Raw genomic sequence first — 17,022 nt, 5'->3', positions numbered from 1 at the left:
ATTGTGGGAATTAGCATCGTTTGCAAATTTTATGTATCGTGTTTAATTAAGTTCAACTATCAATTAATGATTGACTTTCTCTATTCTTCGCAGAGGTTATCAAATTTTCGTATAAATGCACTTTTAAGAGTTGCTGACGCTAAAAGTTCCATTTTATAAAGATCTAGGTATGTGAATATAGATTCAAAGAAATTGTCGCGATAAATAATCATTTTTCCATTTTTAGCTTCAACAATCACCGAGTTAGACCTTCCCCATATAGCCCAATTACCTTTTGTACGGGCTTCATGAAGTAGACCGCAGCGTATGTTTTTATAAAAATCTTTAGAAGTTGTATTGTTAAAATCAGTATTAAATGGAGTTCTATTTACCAGGAAAGAGACAAAGATATCTTCACTACTATCATATTGGTAAGCGGTCAACCCCGGATCATTTCTGCGACGAAATTTATAATTTTTCCCTTGATATGTACTTTCTAAGAATTCGATTATTGAACATAAAATAGTCATTATTGAAAATCCTTCACCGCTATAAGATCCATTTTCCTTAATACTGTTTAGCGGTCGAATGTATCTATCATTTAGTCGGGTTAAAAAATATTCTTCATAAGCTTTCTCCCACGATGCATTTTCTTGTAATTCAATTAAAATTAATTTTACTGCTTGCCAGTCTTGAACCGTTTTATTGCCGGCAATCTGGGTCTTTAACGGTAATAACATAGTTTTTCCTTTTTTGCAGACTTATCGAGTTTAGTTTAAGTCGAACTAATATGGTGTTTCGATCAACACCCGACTTCTAGAATTCTGATAATCACGATTCTGTGTCTGAGGTTATAGCTTAAATAAATATAAAGTTAAATTATACTATCTTTTTACTTGGCAATAGTGAAAATTGTTATGGAGATGTTTCGTTAAAAGGTGTGTAGTTTTTGCTGTAATATAATTTTATCTGGTATCACTACTGTTATGTTAAATAGATTTTATAAAGCAACCCAGCCGCACGTTTACCAGTCAGTGCAACCGAAATTTACGAAGTGAAAAATGACGGTTTCAAGCCTTCACTGTGTCAGCCAGCTATTTACCACGTCCTACGGCCGCTCCTTAAACCGCCGTCTGGGCTTGAATCCAAGGGGACAAACCCCGTCATTTTTCATTCGTGAGAGGCAAGCGATTGCCCTTTGGCACAAAGCCAGGGCCTTAGCTACTTCAAATGTCTTTCACGCATGAAAAATTCACAAAACACTCCAAAGATTTATGTTGGCACTTATGGAAGGTATAATTCCGGATCGCTTTTCGGAAAATGGTTTGATCTTTCAGACTATTCAGATGCAGCAGAATTTTACAAAGACTGCTATGAATACCACCGCAATGAATTCCTGCCAGAATTAATGTTTCAGGATTGGGAAGGCATCCCGGATTTTTTGATTTCAGAATGCAGTCTGTATGAAGAGGCTTTCAAATATTTTAAAGCAGTTTCAGAAATGGATGACGATAGGGCAGAGGCCTTTGAGTTATACTGCTCAAATATTGTCTCCTGGCCAGCCAATGGAAATGATCTGGAAGAGACATTGGAAGGGTTTAATGAGGCCTATCAGGGCTATTATGGAGGAGTCATGAAAGATCCTAAAACAGAGTTCACGTATCAATACGTTGAGGATACCGGAATGCTCGCGGGAGCGCCTTCTGTTTTGGAAAGATATTTTGATTACGAAGCCTTTGGAAAAGACTTGTTTCTGGATGGATACTCAGAGTATAACGGTCATGTTTTCATTGATATCTAACATGAAGTTCAGGAGTCTGACTAATTTCTTTCAGACTCCTGAATTACATAGGAAATACCACTCGTTTACCCCCTCTGAACCGATATCTGCACTTCCGAAGTGATGTGCTAACCTGATTTTGAGCTGATTAATTTTTTACCAGCAATTGGATTTTTTAGTACCTGTTGGTAACTTAACTAAAAAACCGACTGGCTATGAAAATATCCTACTTTAAAATCAGAGACAAATTCGACTTTTCACCTGACCGCTTTGAAATTGGCAACCCGCTGATCCAAAGCTGGCATTTTAACCACAATCACCTTTTTAAGAAAATTTACAGTCTGCCCGCCTGTGAGTATAACGCTTTTTATGATTACCACCTTCACTATTTTCTTGGGTCTAGTCCGGATCAACAGCAGCAATTCTTTGAAAACTTTTCAAGGCTTACATCCGAGCGGATCGCGTATTATAAAATGCAGGACCCGTTTTCTTCCAGACAGAAAACATATCAATCGAACCTTATCAAACTGGAATCCTTTCAATCGTTTCTTCGCTCCATCGATCAGTGGCACGTTTTCGACCCGCTTGAATCGGTCATCGCAGAAAAGAGCCGTCTGATCGATCAGCTAACCGCGGAAAACGCACAGTTAAAAGAGCAGCTCAAAGCGATGAAAGAATATGAGACGAGCGAAAAGATTGGCATTGTAGAAAACCACCTGGGCACTTTCGTTGATCTTCTTCTGCAAATGCAGGAGCTGACGCTGCCTGTGGAAAAGAAGACACTTCTCAGGGTACAAGGTAAAAGCGCCTGGTACAAACTGCTCTCCCGGTACTTTCTTCATGGGGGAAATCCTATCCCGATTGAGACCGCACGTAACTATTTTTCAGGAAAAGATGATGATGCATCTGCCAAAGGGACAAGAGTCAGAAAGGAGCATAAGTTATTTATAATCAGTAAAATGAAATAAACAGGTAGTTCTGGTGCTTGACCAATGGACCCTTTTGGTCATTATTATTGGGGCCTGTTCTTGTATGTTTGCTTTTGATGATTTCTGGCGGTGGTACCCCGTCAGCAGTCAGGTTTATGTTCCATTCTTAAACAAAAGCAGTCATGCATGTAGAGTTGATCACGAGGGAAGACTTGCGCCAGTTTAAAACTGAACTTCTCGAAGAACTTAAAACCGTTGTTTCCAAAACAAAACAGTCGCCACACAGCAGGTGGCTTAAAAGCGCCCAGGTAAGAGAGCTCTTAAAAATCTCGCCCGGAACACTTTTGAACCTGCGTGTCAATGGACATCTGCGCTACACCAAAGTGGGCGGCAGTTTTTACTACCAGTACGAGGACATCGAGCTCATGCTGGCAAACGGACCCTCTAAAAAGCGGTAACCGTTGAAAGTCTCAGAGACAAACATCACCAGTCCGGCGGGAGCCGGGTTGGTAGAAGGGGTATGGGATGATCCCAGGCTCCGCGCGGTGCACATCTGTCTGTTTGCGGCCATCGCTTTTCATTGCGGGAAGGCGGGCCAAGACCAGATACAGATCAGCCGCCGCAGACTGATGCGCTCTGCAAGGATTCAATCCGTTGCGACGTATCACAGCTGCATCCGGGACCTTGCCCGGTTTGGTCACATTGATTATCACCCTTCTTTTCATCCGCTGCGTGCGAGCCGTATAGGGCTTAGCGGTCAATATGAAAAGAGCTTAAACAGTCAGGACAATGGATAAAGAACTTTTGATAGCCATGTATGAGAAGAAAGATCCGAAGCGAAGAAGAAAACTCTACGAATTTTTCCAGGGGCTCTTCGACCAGAATCTTTCGGCCACGCTTACCGTCGAGCTCATCAACAAGGAGCTCGGCGCGCCGCTGACCGTGCTGTACGATGTGAAGTACATCCGCTCGCACGCCGGGCAATGGAATGACGCGGGAAAGTCTGGAAAAACGGCTCCGGTCAGCATTCCAAAACCGCTGGAACCACAAAGGTTACCGGTGGAAGAGGATGTAGTAAGAAGACAATCATTTAAAAGTAACAAATTTGGTAAATCATGAAAAAGTTTAATTTCATAACCCAGTCCAAAGGCGGCGTGGGTAAGTCCCTTTTGATGTATTTGTTTGCACTGAAATACGGACATAAAAAAGACATCCTTTTTGTTGACCTGGACTCTTCTACCGAATCCAGCAAAAAGCAGCTTTCCTTCATTGACCGTGACAACTTTGATATGGTCAGTTTGAACGATGACAGGGATGTTCTGGTACGGGATCTGTTGGTCGGTTACCTCGAAGAGGTTTCCGAGAGCCGGTACGAAACGGTTTATTTTGACCTTGGCTCGCCGGAAAGCGCGCAGCTCCCGTTTCTGATTCGGGACGATATCCCGATGAAGGAATTTGCTGACGACTCCGGTTTTGAAATGATTTTTCATGTCGTCATTGGCGGCGGTCCGGCTTACCAGTCTTCGGTCAATTACCTCGAGCAGATCAGGGCTGCGGTCGGAGATGATTTTAAGATCATCGTCTGGAAGAGTATTACTTCATTCCGGGGCTTTGGTGTACTTGCCCAGGAGCTGGAAGAGCGCTGCGCAAAGGCAGGCCTTACATTGAGACAATTCGGGGATTTCGTACCCACGACGGCTCAGGGAGGACAGATCCTGGATGGTGCAAGACTGGGCTGGGGACTGGATAATTATAGCCGTGGTACACGGTTCAGTTTAAAAAGACAACTTCAAATAGACATCAAAGATGAATGATGATAAGAGAGCACGGATGTCTGCCATGATCAGCTACATCCAGGCGGAGTATCTGATGAAATACGGCATGGAAATGGATGAATGGTCTGCCATTAATTTTGCTGAAATCAGGGAGCATTTTGGTGTCATCAGAAAAGAGCTGAATGCAAACCTTCTTGAAAGCAAAAAGTTGCAGCAGACCTTCAAGGGCTCTATCAGTTCGGTACACTTCGCTTCTGACAAACAATCGTTTCTTCACGGACTGGGCGTCAGTATTCCGTATGCCGTTTGCGTGTTGATCCTTGGCTTTTTATGCTACTATTATCTGAGCACCTTTAAGATGTATCAGGGTATAAGCAGATACGTTGAGGATTTGAAAAACATCGAATCTTACCAGGATCTTGTGCGGGAAGGAAATATCAGAACCCAGAACGGAGTTGAGTTTCTGATCCTGAAACAGGCGAAGCCTGGCGATAACACCTTTGGCCGGGTCTACGAGTTCGATGGGAAAAGAAAAGAGGTCCACGTTCCGCTTCGAAGGCTAAAATGATCCTTTTAGATCCAATCAAGGCAATTGAAGTCATTTTGGATCAGAAAAAGGAAATTAAAAGTCATAAGAATCATTTATGATCAATTTAAGTCACTGTTTAATCATTTTTAAACCGTTCGGGGCCTTGCGATGGCTTTCTCCATAGCCAGCTATCGCCGTTGCGTCGCGAAAATGCGACCAACGGCGAGAACTGGCCATGGGAAACCCCTGGACCCCGGCTATTCGCCTTTGGGCTCATAGCTTAATGCTGAAGACTTATGGAAAAAAAGCAAAAAGGCAGACCGCCGAAAGGGGAGCGGATTGCTAAAAAAGAACACTTCTCGGTGTGGGTAAGCAAGGATCAGAAAGCGCTGATCAATGAAAAGATCCAAAGGAGCGGACTTTCGGCGAGTCAGTACTTTCTCACGCAAGTACTGGATACGCCCATCAAAAGACCGCAGCTCAAAGTGCTGCCCAGGCAGACCGCGGAGCTTTACAAAGTACTCCGCATGCTCAGCGGACAGTTTGCCCTCGCGGTGCTTCGGGCCAGTCAGGCGGATATGCTTTCCAGGCAGTGGCAAGAGAGCAGCCAGAACATTTCACTGGTCTCCAAGTTGATTATGCAGTGGGTGTACGAAGACTTTGAAGTCAGATCGTTCCGTCAGACGCTGACGGATATCAACGAGTGGACGCGCCAGATTTATGGTTACCTTGAAAAGGTGTTGCCAACTGCAGAGAGCAAAACCGGTATCCTTGAAACGGCAGCCAGGCTACGTCATAAAAGCCAGGAGCTTCTTGAAAAGTACGAGGTGCATTATCTCAGGGATGAAGCTCCAAACGATCTGGCCGTTTGGCAGGATGAGAAACCGGACCCAAGAATTCCGGTTCATGATGTGATTAAAGAAACCATGGAGCAATTACTAAAACAACGAAAGTTATGATCGGGAAGGTAGGACTGGGCAGGTATGCCAAAGGGATTTTGGTATACTGCTATTATGACAAGCCGCTGAGCACAAAACAGATTAAGCAGCTGGGAACAGAGGACGTAAGAGGGGAGCTGGTGTATATTCAGAATCTGGCGCTTCAAAAGCTGCCGGATGGACGGTTTGATATTGAGAATCTGTCCAGGCAGTTTCTGGATAACATGGAAAAGAACAGAAGACTGACCAAGTTCATCTGGCACCAGTCATTTAGCTTCCCGCCGGGCGAGAATCCTGGCAACGAAAAGATCACAGAAATTGCCATGCAATTTGCCAGGGATTTCGGGTTTGAGGATAATCAGATGGCTGTCTTTTTGCATAGCGATAAAGCGCATAAACATTTTCATATCGTTGCCAACCGGATCAATTACAATGGAAAGAACACGGCTGACCATTTTAACAATTATGCCAGGGTCGGCAAGTTTTGTCGGAAGATGGAATTGGAGCTTGGCCTTCGCATCACGCCGGACATGCACCTGACAGCTGAGAATAAACAGCAGCCTAGACAAACGGTTGATCAGGCGCTTCTAAAATTGAAGCAGGCCGTTGACAGTATTTTACCGAATGTTTCTACCATGCAGCAGCTTGGCACTGCACTGCAAAAGCAAGGGGTTAAAACGCTTGTTAAGCGGGGAATCACTTTTATCAATACCCGAAACGGAATGAAGGTGAAGGGTTCTGATATCGGTAGGGAATATTCGCTTGCTAATCTGGAAAAACGGCTGGGCGAAGTTCAGAGCCCGCAGAAAAGTAAGTCGGCAGAACTAAGTCTGGCAAAGCAGCGAAAGAAGGGACTCAGTATCTAAAACCGTCATTCCTATTTTACTCACCAATATTTTTCCACTGCCTTACCGGGGAATGGGTAAGACAGTGGAAAAAATACCGTCTAAGTAAAAGTAATAAAGCCGATCTCAGTTGTATATGCCATAGCCCGGCATTTCATTAAAGCGTGCGCGGCTTTAATCCTGCGGCTGTACAAGCAGCCTCGTAATTTCTTTTTACTTAAAAATAAGCTAAACCCAGTTGTATATGCCCCAATGGACATTTAACGAAACTTTCCAAGTTTCATCCTGCGGCTTTACAAGCAGCCTCGTCATTTTTTTATTCCACCAGCACGGTGATGCCGGCACCGGCAGCTTTCCGCTCGATCTTTTGTTTTAATCCGCCATATCCCCAGTTGCGAAGAATAAAAGGATTTTCAGCGGCCTCTTCTTCTTTTTCCTGCTGGTCGACAAGCAGCAGTGTAGCGGCCTGGTTTCGGACGCAAAGGTCAATCAACCTTCTGCTGTATACGTGCTGTTTTTGGTTTACGTAGCGTTTTTCTGCGTTACGTAAATTTTCGATCGTGTTTTCCTTAATCTTCTTTCTGGCTTGGCTGTTCATAAAGGACATGGCATTTTGTTTTCTTCGGATGGCGGCCTGGATCGCAAGCCTTTTGTAAAGGAATTCATCCTTGTTTCCGATGGTGTAACGGCTCTTGCCAATAGTCAGCATGATCGGATAGTCCAGTGAAAGCGAGGCTTCCGCGATAATATTTTCGTCAAGGGGTTGCACGCTGTTTTCCGCCTGAAAAACAGCGGACATAAAGATCTTTCCTTTCTCGAGTACCAGCGAACTGGTGCAGAGTTTGATTTCTTTGTTGAGAAGTCTTTGCAGCAGCCCCCTTTTATCTGAGAAATCACTGCCAAGATAGGTTTTAAAAGGGATGTCAAAGAGCTTGAAATGAAAGACATACCCTTGCTCGTTCACGGTGAGCGATTTAAGGTCGGTACCCTTAAATGGAATCGGAATCTCCTTTTTGAAATTGGGAAGCGTTCTTTCGCCGGTGATATAGGACATCATGTTTGTGTTAAAGGTGCTCACCAGTGAAGCATTCAGCGAGCTCATAATATGCATCGGGATACTGCCCTTGAAGTTTCTGGCCAGGATCTGGTAGCTGGTGTTCATGCGGGAAGTAGTCAGAATGCCGCCTTCATCTACTTTTACATTGGCAAGTTTGACTTTGACTTCATCGGTAAGGTAAATGATCTCTTTGATCTGCTGCTGCACATAGTGGTGTGTAAAAATCAGATTGGACGCTTTGTAGCAAATGTAGCGCCAGTCGTAAAGCATTTTATAGACCTGAACTTTATAATCCGGGTCTTCGCTGTCCACTTTCAGCTGGATTTTACGGGTGAAGAATATCTTTTCCATTTTTCTGACCGGTTTGATTAAAATCGATTGACTTTCTGCTGGCTATTCTGATTTTTCAAAAGCTGATGCGCATGAATATATTGCTGCTGAACCTGGACCTGGTTCATTCCCAATTTCAAGGCGATGTCACCAAAGGACATCTTCCGGATTTTGCGAAGTTGATAAATGGAGGTCTGCTGAGTATTTAGTGATTCGGTGTCCGGATTTAATTTTTTGACAGAAAGATCCTTTGGTTTCCTTTTACCTTGCGCATGCACCATATTTTTAATTTGCTCCACACTTTTTTTGATCTGATTGGACACCTGGATGGTGCTGGTCCCTAATCGATCGGCGATTTGTTTATGGTTTAACCCTTGCTTAAAGTGAAGGGAAGCTATTTGCTGTGCGTCGGTGGACAGATATTTCAGTGCCTGGGTTATTCTTTCGAGATTTTGGATATCATTCTCATAAGATTCTTTATCTGTCAACACATCTTCAAAGTCTCCAATTGTCGATTCAAAATGGTCTATTAACACGGTTTTTCCGTATATGCTATGACGCGACTTTTCAATGTGTCGGAGAATCTGCCAGCGCAGGTTCATCCGGATGAATCTATATATATGGGGCAGGCTTTCCATTCTTTCACGATGCTGCCATGCTTTCAGGTAACATTCGTGAAGGATACAAGTAATTAGGAATTCGTCTTTGATTAGGGTTTTACCAAAATACAGAAGGTTATGGAAGGATTTACGGTAGATAAAATCCATTGCACGCTGATCGCCTCGATGAAACAGAGCGAGATATCCGTCATTTTTTTCACTGTCTATTGATAGATCATGTAGTCCCATGGTGCATGCTTTATGACTTACAGTTACAAATATAGTCAATTTCTAACAATTGTGAGTTATAACCCACTTTATTTTTTGGCATTTCCATCCAACTTTCGAAAAACAATGTAGAAAGTGAAAGACAGGTATAATAAAGAAATTAAGCTGTTTGGAGAAAGGTTAAAGGAAATTCGGCTGTATCGCGAAATGATTCAGCTTGATTTGGGAGAGGCTATTGGTATGGAGCGTAGTGAAATTAGTAAAATGGAACATGGGAAAAAAAACGTAGAGTTTAATACTTTGGTTAGACTTTCTGAGGCTTTAAATGTAAACCTTTACGATTTTTTTAGTCCGACTTTTGAAAGAAATTAAACTGATAACAAAGAGGTGGACTTATAGGTAGTTGAACAATAGTAATTTAGCTTACATCTTGAAACATTGAAATCTATAATCTTATAACTTGCCAACAGCAGTGAACCTTAGATCTTAATTTCAACATGTTAAAGTCATATCTGAACGGAATATGAATGCTCAAATCCTCCCCGCTGTCTCTATTTATTTGCTGTTATTAGATAATCAAATAATTTGCAGGAATTTTAAGTATAACCATGAATGGAAAGAAGTCAATAGTTATTTGCGATACTAATATTTGGTATGGGATTGGCGAAGGTACGATAGAGGAAAATGTTTTTAATGACGTTCATCTGGTGGGAACATTTGTCTCGGCTTATGAATTAAGCCATAGTCCAGCGATATACAAGAAAACTGAAATTTGGAAGAGAAGTGTTGATGCTTTTTTTCCAATTGCCAATTAGGCACAGATATTATTCTCCGCCTTCATATCTTCATTTTCTTGCTGGCAGGCAACTTCCTAATGCGGATGAACTAAGACTTTTCAGGGATCTTCAAATTTTGCGTAACAGTATTGACAACGTTAACCCTAATGATTTCTTGGAGCGAATTCAAACAATAAAATCTACGCTTAGTGAAAATGCTTCTAACGGGTTAGAGCAGATTAGGGAAGCTCAAACGGTATTTAACGATTTTAAGAAATTAAAGGAACTTTTAAAATATCCAAAGTACAAACTGGCACATGTTGAAATTGTCAAAACCCACCTTCTGAGTATTTCTGGAGAAGAGTATATGGATTGGACGATGTTAGATTTATGGTTACATACATATAATGAATGGCTAATAAAGATCACTAGAGATAAAAACACTGGCTTTACTAATAATGACTTTAACGATTTAATGAATTTAGTTTACGTCCCTCCCGGTGCGCTATATTGGTCACTCGATAAAAAAAAGACACTTCCATTGATTAGAGAGGCAGGATTTGAAAGGTATCTTTTCTCCTCTGATAAATAATTGACATTTTTTAATTTGTCATCATACATATCTTCTCTCAGGTTTATCTCAAATTTTTTAAAGGATCGTTGTGAGATTGAGCGAATTATTATAAGTGTACCAATACTTAGCTGCTTCAATTAATAGTCAATCATATAGAAATTTTGAAATTAAACTGAGTTAAAATTGCTTACTTTGGAATAAACCGTAAGTAACTCGATGTAGATCCAGGCTTTGCAATCCTGTTCTCATAGGTTAAAATAAAAGAACATTATATTAATTACTGGAATTGCCCTTTATGTCTGAAAATACCCATCCTGACCGCCTTGATATGGCAAGCACCGATTTGGTGAAACATAATATAGAAGCTCTTGCAGCCTTGTTTCCTAATTGTGTTACCGAAACAGCTGATGGCAAGGCAGTTGATTTTGATCTACTCAAACAGGAGTTAAACCATCAGGTTATTGAAGGTAACAAGGAGCGCTATCGCCTGGAATGGCCAGGCAAACGTGAGGCCATTGTAACGGCAAATCTTCCTACTACAAAAACGTTGCGCCCGGTACGTGAAGACTCGGTTGATTTTGACAATACTGAGAATCTTTATATTGAAGGGGACAACCTTGAAGTGTTGAAGATTTTGCAAGAAAGTTATTTTGGCAAGGTTAAGATGATTTATATTGATCCACCGTATAATACGGGGAAAGACTTTGTCTATCGAGATAACTTTACTCAGGACAGCGAAGAATTTAAAGAAGAAAGTGGGCAAAAGGATGAGTATAATCGTCGCCTTGTTGTGAATTCGGATACTTCTGGAAGATACCATTCAGATTGGTTGAGCATGATGTACCCAAGGATTAAGTTAGCCAGAAATCTTCTTACATCTGATGGAGTGGTTTTGATATCCATTGACGAAAAGGAAGTTCACAACCTCAAAAAATTATGCGACGAAATTTTTGGTGAGAAAAACTTTGTCGGGGAAATCATTTGGAAAAATAGTAGCAGGAATGATCAAGCCTACATAGCTATACAAAATGAATATATTCTTGTTTACGTAAATTCGAAGGAAGCTAACAAAGGTAATTGGGAAGAAAAGAAAGAGGGCCTTGAGTTAATATATAAGGCATTCGACACATTTAGGAGAGAGCGCGGTGATGATTGGGAGGCGATTCATAAAGACGCATTAGAATGGTACAAGCAGTTTCCTCCCTCCAATCCTATATATGGGTCGAAACACTATAGTTGGATGGATGAGAAGGGTGTATATTTTCCTGATAATTTATCTGGTCCAAATTTCGGTCAGTATAGATATGACATTATTCATCCTGAGACTAAGGGGGTTTGTAAAGAACCTTCTAGAGGGTGGGTTTACCCAGAGGAGACAATGAAGAAAAGGATAAATGACAAACTCGTTCATTTTGGAAAGGATCACACAACAGTACCTAACAACAAAACATATTTAAAAAATACAGAATTTCAGAGCATTCCGAATATCAAGTTTAAGGATGGAAGGGCAGCATCTAAGGAATTACGCGCGCTCATGTCAGGTGATGTCTTCACAAACCCCAAGGATGTAACATTGCTAACCGATTTGTTTAAGGCAATGAAATTGGATAAGGACGATATTATCATAGATTTTTTTTCGGGTTCCGGAACCATCTCCGAGTGCATTTTTAGATTAAATTATTCGAGTGGTTCAAAATGTAAATTCATACTAGTGTTAAGTTAACACTAAATTGACGGATAGAGTCTCTTTAATTTTATTCTGGCATCTTCCTTTTTAAACTGCCAGTTTATGGTTGCTTCTTTGTTGTTTCGATGATTTTGCCAGGCGTTTACTTCTGTTTCAATTTTTTCTCTGGTAGAAATATGTCGATTCAAGCATTGTCCAGTTAGAACATGCAGTTCTATTTCTGCCATATTTAACCAACTGCCGTGCTTTGGAGTATAAACAAATTCGAATCTATCCCAAAGTCTTTTTGCTTCTTCTGGCTCGAAAGCCTCATAAAATGCGGATGGGTCGTGAGTCTTAAAATTATCCATGACCAGTGTAATTTTTTGAGCATTGGGACAGAATTCGTCTGATATACGTTTGATGAATTTGGCCCATTCCTTTTTCGTTTTAAATTCTGTAACCTCAACAAGACGCCTTCCTCGCAATGGCTCGCTGGCCATAAAAATATTTGCAACTCCATGCCTGATATATTCATAATCAACTCTCGCCTCTTGACCCGGTTTCATTGGAACCGAAATTCTGGCGTCCTCAATTAGTTGTTTAGGCGACTCATCCATGCATATTATGGGAAAATGCTCATTATAAGGCCTTTGATATACATCAAGCACTCGTTCCATGTGTGCTACAAATTCGCTACTTTGCTCAGTAGCTATCACCCAACCCTTTACTTTCCAAGGTTTAAGTTCATTTTTTTTAGAACATTTCCCACTGCCACATGTGAGATACTTTCAACATATTTTAATTCTACCATTTTATCTGCTAAAAGCCGTAAAGACCATTTAGCAAAGCCTGTTGGTGGGCTGCTGCAACAGAGTGACACCAGTTTTGCTTCTATTTCTCCGTCTATTTTGGGCTCATATATACGGGTGGTCTTCCGACGTTCCAAAGTCGCTTCAAAACCATCCTCTACAAACTTTTTTTTTATCCTGTCAATTGTTCTCATTCCAATACGCAACACATTACTGATTTGTTCATTAGTTACTTTTTGAGAATATTCTCCTTCATCGCTATTCAAGAGAACATACGCTGCTCTAAAAGTCTGTGTGCTATGAGAGCCTTTATTGATAACCTGCATTAATTCTTCAACTTCTGTCTTCGTCAGTTTTATATGATACCGTATCATGAGCAATTTTTTTGACTAAGATACAGTTATTATACGTCATATCATAATTAACTTAACACTAGTTCAAATTCAGGAAGATTTAAATGAGACTTTAAAACTTGCATCAGGGGGAGCTGTATCCACCATAAAGAATGCAATTGAGTATCTAAGAGCTCAGAAATTGCCCGAAAATATTTGTGAGTTGGCCAAAATTAGAATACGGAAGTCTGGCGCAAAAATTAAGGCTGAAAAAGAATTAGCTAATTCAGGTAGACTACAATTCAAAGATAATTTAACTGATGAGTTGGATACTGGTTTCCGAGTGTATCGTCTGGATGAAAGCAATATGCAGGATGTTTACTATCGCCCCCAGGATTACAACCAAGAGCAACTGGAAATTTTTGCAGATAATATTAAGCCCGACAGAACTGCTGATGACCTATTAACTCAGGTCATGCTGGATTGGGGCTTGCCACTTACTTACAAAATTGATCAGCTTTCCGTTTCAGGAAAACAGGTCTTTCAGGTGGCTCAAAATTCGCTTATGGCTTGTTTTGATAACAGTATCGATGAGGCATTTGCAAAGGAAGTTGCTGTCTACAAGCCTATGCGTATCGTCTTCCGGGATAAAGGATTTAAGAATGATACTGCCAAAGAAAATGTGAGGCAGTTACTGAAACAATTGAGTTCTGAAACCGAAATGCGTGTGATCTAAGCTATGAAATTACAATTTAAAGAACAGGATTTTCAGGTTCAGGCAGTAAAGGCGGTTACAGATTGTTTTGCAGGCCAGCCAAGAGAAACCAACCGTTTTACGCTCGAAAGAAGTAAAGAAATTATCCGTAAGGCCAAAGCTGCGAGTGTTGGTCAAACTGATTTGGAGATGGATGTCATGGAAACAATTGGGTACCGTAACCGCCCTATCCAAATTACCGAAGATCAGTTGCTAAAAAATATTAAACTAGTACAACACGAAAATGATATACCGGAAAGTGACAAGCTTGAACGCCCCAAAGGCCTGAAACTTGGTTACAACCTAACCATCGAAATGGAGACGGGAACAGGTAAAACATATACCTACATCCGTACCATGTACGAATTGCATCAGTTTTATGGTTGGAGCAAGTTCATTATTATAGTGCCCAGCATCGCCATAAGGGAAGGGGTATATAAGTCATTCGAAGTTACCCAGGACCATTTTCAGGAATTGTATGGTCACCGTATCAGTCCGTTTATTTATAATTCTGGTCGTCCCCAGGATATTGAAAGTTTTGCGTCTGATAGCCGTATTAGCGTGATGATCATTAATACTCAGGCATTTAATGCAAAAGGAAAAGATTCCCGTAGGATATATATGGAGTTGGATCAGTTCGCATCCCGGCGTCCTATTGAAGTCATTGCGCAAACCAACCCAATACTTATTATTGACGAACCTCAGTCTGTTGATGGTGATAAGACGTTGGAAAGTATGCAGGATTTTCGTCCGCTTTTTACGCTTCGCTATTCAGCGACGCATAAGAATGAATATAACAAAGTGTACAGGCTGGACGCCTTGGATGCATACAATAAAAAGCTGGTTAAAAAGATACAGGTCAAAGGAATTAGTCTCAAAGGCAGCACCGGCACCACGGGGTATTTGTATTTGGAGCAGATTCAGCTTTCAACGAACAAAGCTCCCGTCGCAATCATTGAGTATGAGAAACGTAGTGGGACAGCCGTAAAGCGTGTCCGCGAAAAGCTCGAAAAAGGAGCCAACCTTTTTGAACTATCTGGTGAAATGCCTCAATACAAAAACTGGATCGTCCAGGATGTAGATGGTTATTTCAATAAGGTAATCATCAATGGGCAGGAGATTATAGCCGGTGAAGCCATAGGTGATCTGGACGAGAAAGCTTTCCGCCGCATTCAAATACGTGAAACCATTATTTCACATCTTAGTAAGGAACGTGATTTATTCGAAAAAGGAATAAAAGTACTATCACTTTTCTTCATCGATTCAGTTGAGAAGTATCGGGTATATGACCAGAATGGGGAACAGCAACTTGGAGAATATGCAAAGATTTTTGAAGAAGAATATAATCTTCAACGAAACGGACATATCAGCTTATTCCATCAGGACTACAATCAATATTTGTATGACACTGACCCCGGACAAATCCACAAAGGTTATATACCTGATGGATATGCCCAATATTTACAACGAGATGATGCAGAGCGTGTACACAATGGGTATTTCTCGATTGATAAAAATAAGAAACTCATTACCCCCTCAGTAAAGCGAGGAAAAGAAGATAGCGATGACATCAGTGCATATGATCTAATCATGAAAGATAAAGAGCGGCTATTGAGTTTTGAGGAACCAACGCGCTTTTTGTTCTCTCACTCCGCTTTGAAAGAGGGGTGGGACAATCCGAATGTATTTCAGATCTGTACACTTAAACACTCCGATGCCAACACTCGCCGTCGTCAGGAAGTAGGCCGAGGGATGCGTCTTTCTGTGAATAAGCATGGCATTAGGCAAGATTATGAAACAGTTGGTGAGCAGGTGCATGAGATTAACAAGCTGACAATTGTAGCATCAGAAAGCTACGAGGTATTCGCAAAAGGATTGCAAAGCGAAATAGCAGAGACCCTAAAAGATCGCCCTCAGAAAGCTTCGGTGGAATTCCTTGCTGGACGTTTGATTACGGACGTACAAGGGAATCAGCTACGTCTCACTCCTGAGGAAGCCAAGAAGCTAAACAAGTTCTTGTACAAGCGAGACGTGCTTGACGATGATGATAAGATTACAACTGAGGGACGTCAATTTATAGAAGGGAATACAGTTCCTATTCCGGATAATCTGGAAGTGTATCGTGCTAGCATAACGAGTTTGCTTCGCTCGGTATACACAGGCGAAGGTATATTGCCGGAAAACGATAGAGACAATATCATACTAACGATCAATCACAACTTTTACAAGAAAGAGTTTCAGGAATTATGGAGTAAGATAAATCTGAAAACGATTTATGAAGTTCAATTTGATTCCGTGAAGCTAATAAACGATGCCAAGATTCGGATCAACGCAAATTTGAACATAGATAAGCGTACATACGAAGTTCGTAGCGGTGAGCTTAAAGAAACTAATAAAGAAGAATTAAATAAAAGGGGAGGTTTTAAAGAAGAACAACGTGAGAGCAAAGAATTAAAGTCAGATATTTATACAAATACAGTATATGATATTGTTGGTGAAATAGTCAAATTAACAAATTTGACTCGTCGTACTGTTGTAGAGATCTTGAAAGCCATTAACCAGGAGAAGTTTTTCCTTTTAAGAAAGAATCCGGAAGAGTTTATCGCCAAGTGTGCCAAGCTGATTAATGAAGAAAAAGCAAGTTTGATCATCAATAATATTGTTTATCACAAGACAGAAGAGCGTCATGATGCCAAAACAGTATTTGCAAATGATAAGTCTACGATTCGTCAGTCTGAATTTCTAAGAAAACATATTTACGACTATTTGACTACGGACTCTACAACGGAAGCAACGTTTGCTAAGGCACTTGAAAATAGCAAAAATGTGTATGTATATGCCAAACTACCCAGAAGCTTTTATATCACGACTCCCGTAGCGAATTATAGCCCGGACTGGGCAATTGTGTTTGACAAAGAATCTGTAAGACACATTTATTTCGTGGCAGAAACCAAAGGTTCCGATTCCGATCTGGAACTTCGAAAAATCGAAGCGTTAAAGATTCACTGCGCAGGCGAACATTTCAAAACCATTAGCGGGCAAGAAGTGCAGTTTTCGAAAGTGAGCAGTTACGAGAAGATGTTGGAAATTGTACAGGTTAAGTGACGGTTTACAGTAAA

The 17,022-nt window shown here is 41.0% G+C and carries 19 protein-coding genes; 15 read left to right on the top strand and 4 right to left on the bottom strand.

Annotated elements, in window-relative coordinates:
• Positions 1 to 80: 80 nt before the first annotated feature.
• Positions 81 to 719: a hypothetical protein gene (locus FDK13_RS07555; RefSeq protein ID WP_137339390.1), complete on the bottom strand. Its 639-nt coding sequence runs from the start codon at positions 717 to 719 to the stop codon at positions 81 to 83.
• 503 nt (positions 720 to 1,222) lie between these two features.
• Here FDK13_RS07555 and FDK13_RS07550 point away from each other — a divergent pair.
• The 9 genes from FDK13_RS07550 to FDK13_RS07510 all read left to right on the top strand — a co-directional run bounded on the left by FDK13_RS07550 (position 1,223) and on the right by FDK13_RS07510 (position 6,796).
• Entirely contained in the window at positions 1,223 to 1,780 is a 558-nt protein-coding gene (locus tag FDK13_RS07550; RefSeq protein WP_137339389.1) for an antirestriction protein ArdA, read from the top strand.
• Positions 1,781 to 1,974: 194 nt separating this feature from the next.
• Positions 1,975 to 2,727 (top strand): SlyX family protein, encoded by a 753-nt coding sequence (locus tag FDK13_RS07545; RefSeq protein ID WP_137339388.1) that lies wholly within the window; start codon positions 1,975 to 1,977, stop codon positions 2,725 to 2,727.
• 143 nt (positions 2,728 to 2,870) lie between these two features.
• Positions 2,871 to 3,146 carry a helix-turn-helix domain-containing protein gene (locus tag FDK13_RS07540; RefSeq protein WP_137339387.1) on the top strand — a complete coding sequence of 92 codons (276 nt, stop codon included), beginning with the start codon at positions 2,871 to 2,873 and terminating at the stop codon, positions 3,144 to 3,146.
• A gap of 87 nt (positions 3,147 to 3,233) precedes the next feature.
• Positions 3,234 to 3,485: a hypothetical protein gene (locus FDK13_RS07535; RefSeq protein WP_137339386.1), complete on the top strand. Its 252-nt coding sequence runs from the start codon at positions 3,234 to 3,236 to the stop codon at positions 3,483 to 3,485.
• Positions 3,478 to 3,807, top strand: coding sequence for a hypothetical protein (locus FDK13_RS07530; RefSeq protein WP_137339385.1), 330 nt, complete (start codon positions 3,478 to 3,480; stop codon positions 3,805 to 3,807). The genes FDK13_RS07535 and FDK13_RS07530 overlap by 8 nt, the downstream gene beginning before the upstream one ends.
• Entirely contained in the window at positions 3,804 to 4,502 is a 699-nt protein-coding gene (locus FDK13_RS07525) for a P-loop NTPase family protein (protein WP_137339384.1), read from the top strand. Before FDK13_RS07530 ends, FDK13_RS07525 begins: the two co-directional genes overlap by 4 nt.
• The gene (locus tag FDK13_RS07520; RefSeq protein ID WP_137339383.1) at positions 4,495 to 5,031 is read left to right on the top strand and encodes a hypothetical protein; all 537 of its coding nucleotides are present in this window, start codon (positions 4,495 to 4,497) and stop codon (positions 5,029 to 5,031) included. The genes FDK13_RS07525 and FDK13_RS07520 overlap by 8 nt, the downstream gene beginning before the upstream one ends.
• A 257-nt stretch (positions 5,032 to 5,288) precedes the next feature.
• The gene (locus FDK13_RS07515) at positions 5,289 to 5,951 is read left to right on the top strand and encodes a plasmid mobilization protein (protein ID WP_374756088.1); all 663 of its coding nucleotides are present in this window, start codon (positions 5,289 to 5,291) and stop codon (positions 5,949 to 5,951) included.
• Positions 5,948 to 6,796, top strand: a complete 849-nt coding sequence (locus tag FDK13_RS07510; RefSeq protein WP_137339381.1) for a relaxase/mobilization nuclease domain-containing protein — start codon at positions 5,948 to 5,950, stop codon at positions 6,794 to 6,796. Before FDK13_RS07515 ends, FDK13_RS07510 begins: the two co-directional genes overlap by 4 nt.
• 295 nt (positions 6,797 to 7,091) lie before the next feature.
• Here FDK13_RS07510 and FDK13_RS07505 read toward each other — a convergent pair whose 3' ends face one another.
• Together FDK13_RS07505 and FDK13_RS07500 are read right to left on the bottom strand one after the other, a co-directional pair.
• Positions 7,092 to 8,183: a hypothetical protein gene (locus FDK13_RS07505; protein ID WP_137339380.1), complete on the bottom strand. Its 1,092-nt coding sequence runs from the start codon at positions 8,181 to 8,183 to the stop codon at positions 7,092 to 7,094.
• Between the two features lie 17 nt (positions 8,184 to 8,200).
• Positions 8,201 to 9,010 carry an RNA polymerase sigma factor gene (locus FDK13_RS07500; RefSeq protein WP_137339379.1) on the bottom strand — a complete coding sequence of 270 codons (810 nt, stop codon included), beginning with the start codon at positions 9,008 to 9,010 and terminating at the stop codon, positions 8,201 to 8,203.
• Between the two features lie 114 nt (positions 9,011 to 9,124).
• On the opposite strand from FDK13_RS07500, the gene FDK13_RS07495 reads away from it, so the two are divergent.
• From FDK13_RS07495 to FDK13_RS07480, 4 genes are all read left to right on the top strand, one after another.
• The gene (locus FDK13_RS07495) at positions 9,125 to 9,361 is read left to right on the top strand and encodes a helix-turn-helix domain-containing protein (RefSeq protein ID WP_137339378.1); all 237 of its coding nucleotides are present in this window, start codon (positions 9,125 to 9,127) and stop codon (positions 9,359 to 9,361) included.
• A gap of 236 nt (positions 9,362 to 9,597) precedes the next feature.
• Positions 9,598 to 9,804 carry a hypothetical protein gene (locus FDK13_RS07490; RefSeq protein WP_137339377.1) on the top strand — a complete coding sequence of 69 codons (207 nt, stop codon included), beginning with the start codon at positions 9,598 to 9,600 and terminating at the stop codon, positions 9,802 to 9,804.
• Between the two features lie 97 nt (positions 9,805 to 9,901).
• Positions 9,902 to 10,357, top strand: coding sequence for a hypothetical protein (locus FDK13_RS07485; RefSeq protein ID WP_170982741.1), 456 nt, complete (start codon positions 9,902 to 9,904; stop codon positions 10,355 to 10,357).
• Positions 10,358 to 10,634: 277 nt separating this feature from the next.
• Positions 10,635 to 12,062 (top strand): site-specific DNA-methyltransferase, encoded by a 1,428-nt coding sequence (locus tag FDK13_RS07480; protein WP_170982740.1) that lies wholly within the window; start codon positions 10,635 to 10,637, stop codon positions 12,060 to 12,062.
• 2 nt (positions 12,063 to 12,064) lie between these two features.
• Here FDK13_RS07480 and FDK13_RS07475 read toward each other — a convergent pair.
• A protein-coding gene (locus FDK13_RS07475; protein ID WP_229215945.1) for an IS630 family transposase occupies positions 12,065 to 13,191 on the bottom strand; the annotation gives its coding sequence in 2 pieces (ribosomal slippage) (positions 12,065 to 12,774 and positions 12,774 to 13,191; 1,128 coding nt in all).
• Between the two features lie 160 nt (positions 13,192 to 13,351).
• Between FDK13_RS07475 and FDK13_RS07470 the strand changes: the two genes are divergently transcribed.
• Entirely contained in the window at positions 13,352 to 13,885 is a 534-nt protein-coding gene (locus FDK13_RS07470; RefSeq protein WP_137339374.1) for a hypothetical protein, read from the top strand.
• A 3-nt stretch (positions 13,886 to 13,888) separates the two neighbouring features.
• Positions 13,889 to 17,008, top strand: a complete 3,120-nt coding sequence (locus tag FDK13_RS07465) for a type III restriction-modification system endonuclease (RefSeq protein ID WP_137339373.1) — start codon at positions 13,889 to 13,891, stop codon at positions 17,006 to 17,008.
• The last annotated feature ends 14 nt before the right edge of the window (positions 17,009 to 17,022 follow it).

Source organism: Dyadobacter frigoris (genome assembly GCF_005280585.1).
In the GTDB taxonomy this organism is placed as follows: Bacteria; Bacteroidota; Bacteroidia; order Cytophagales; family Spirosomataceae; genus Dyadobacter; species Dyadobacter frigoris.
The sequence above is the reverse complement of the archived record's forward strand: the minus strand, read 5'-3'. Positions and strand labels throughout refer to the sequence as shown.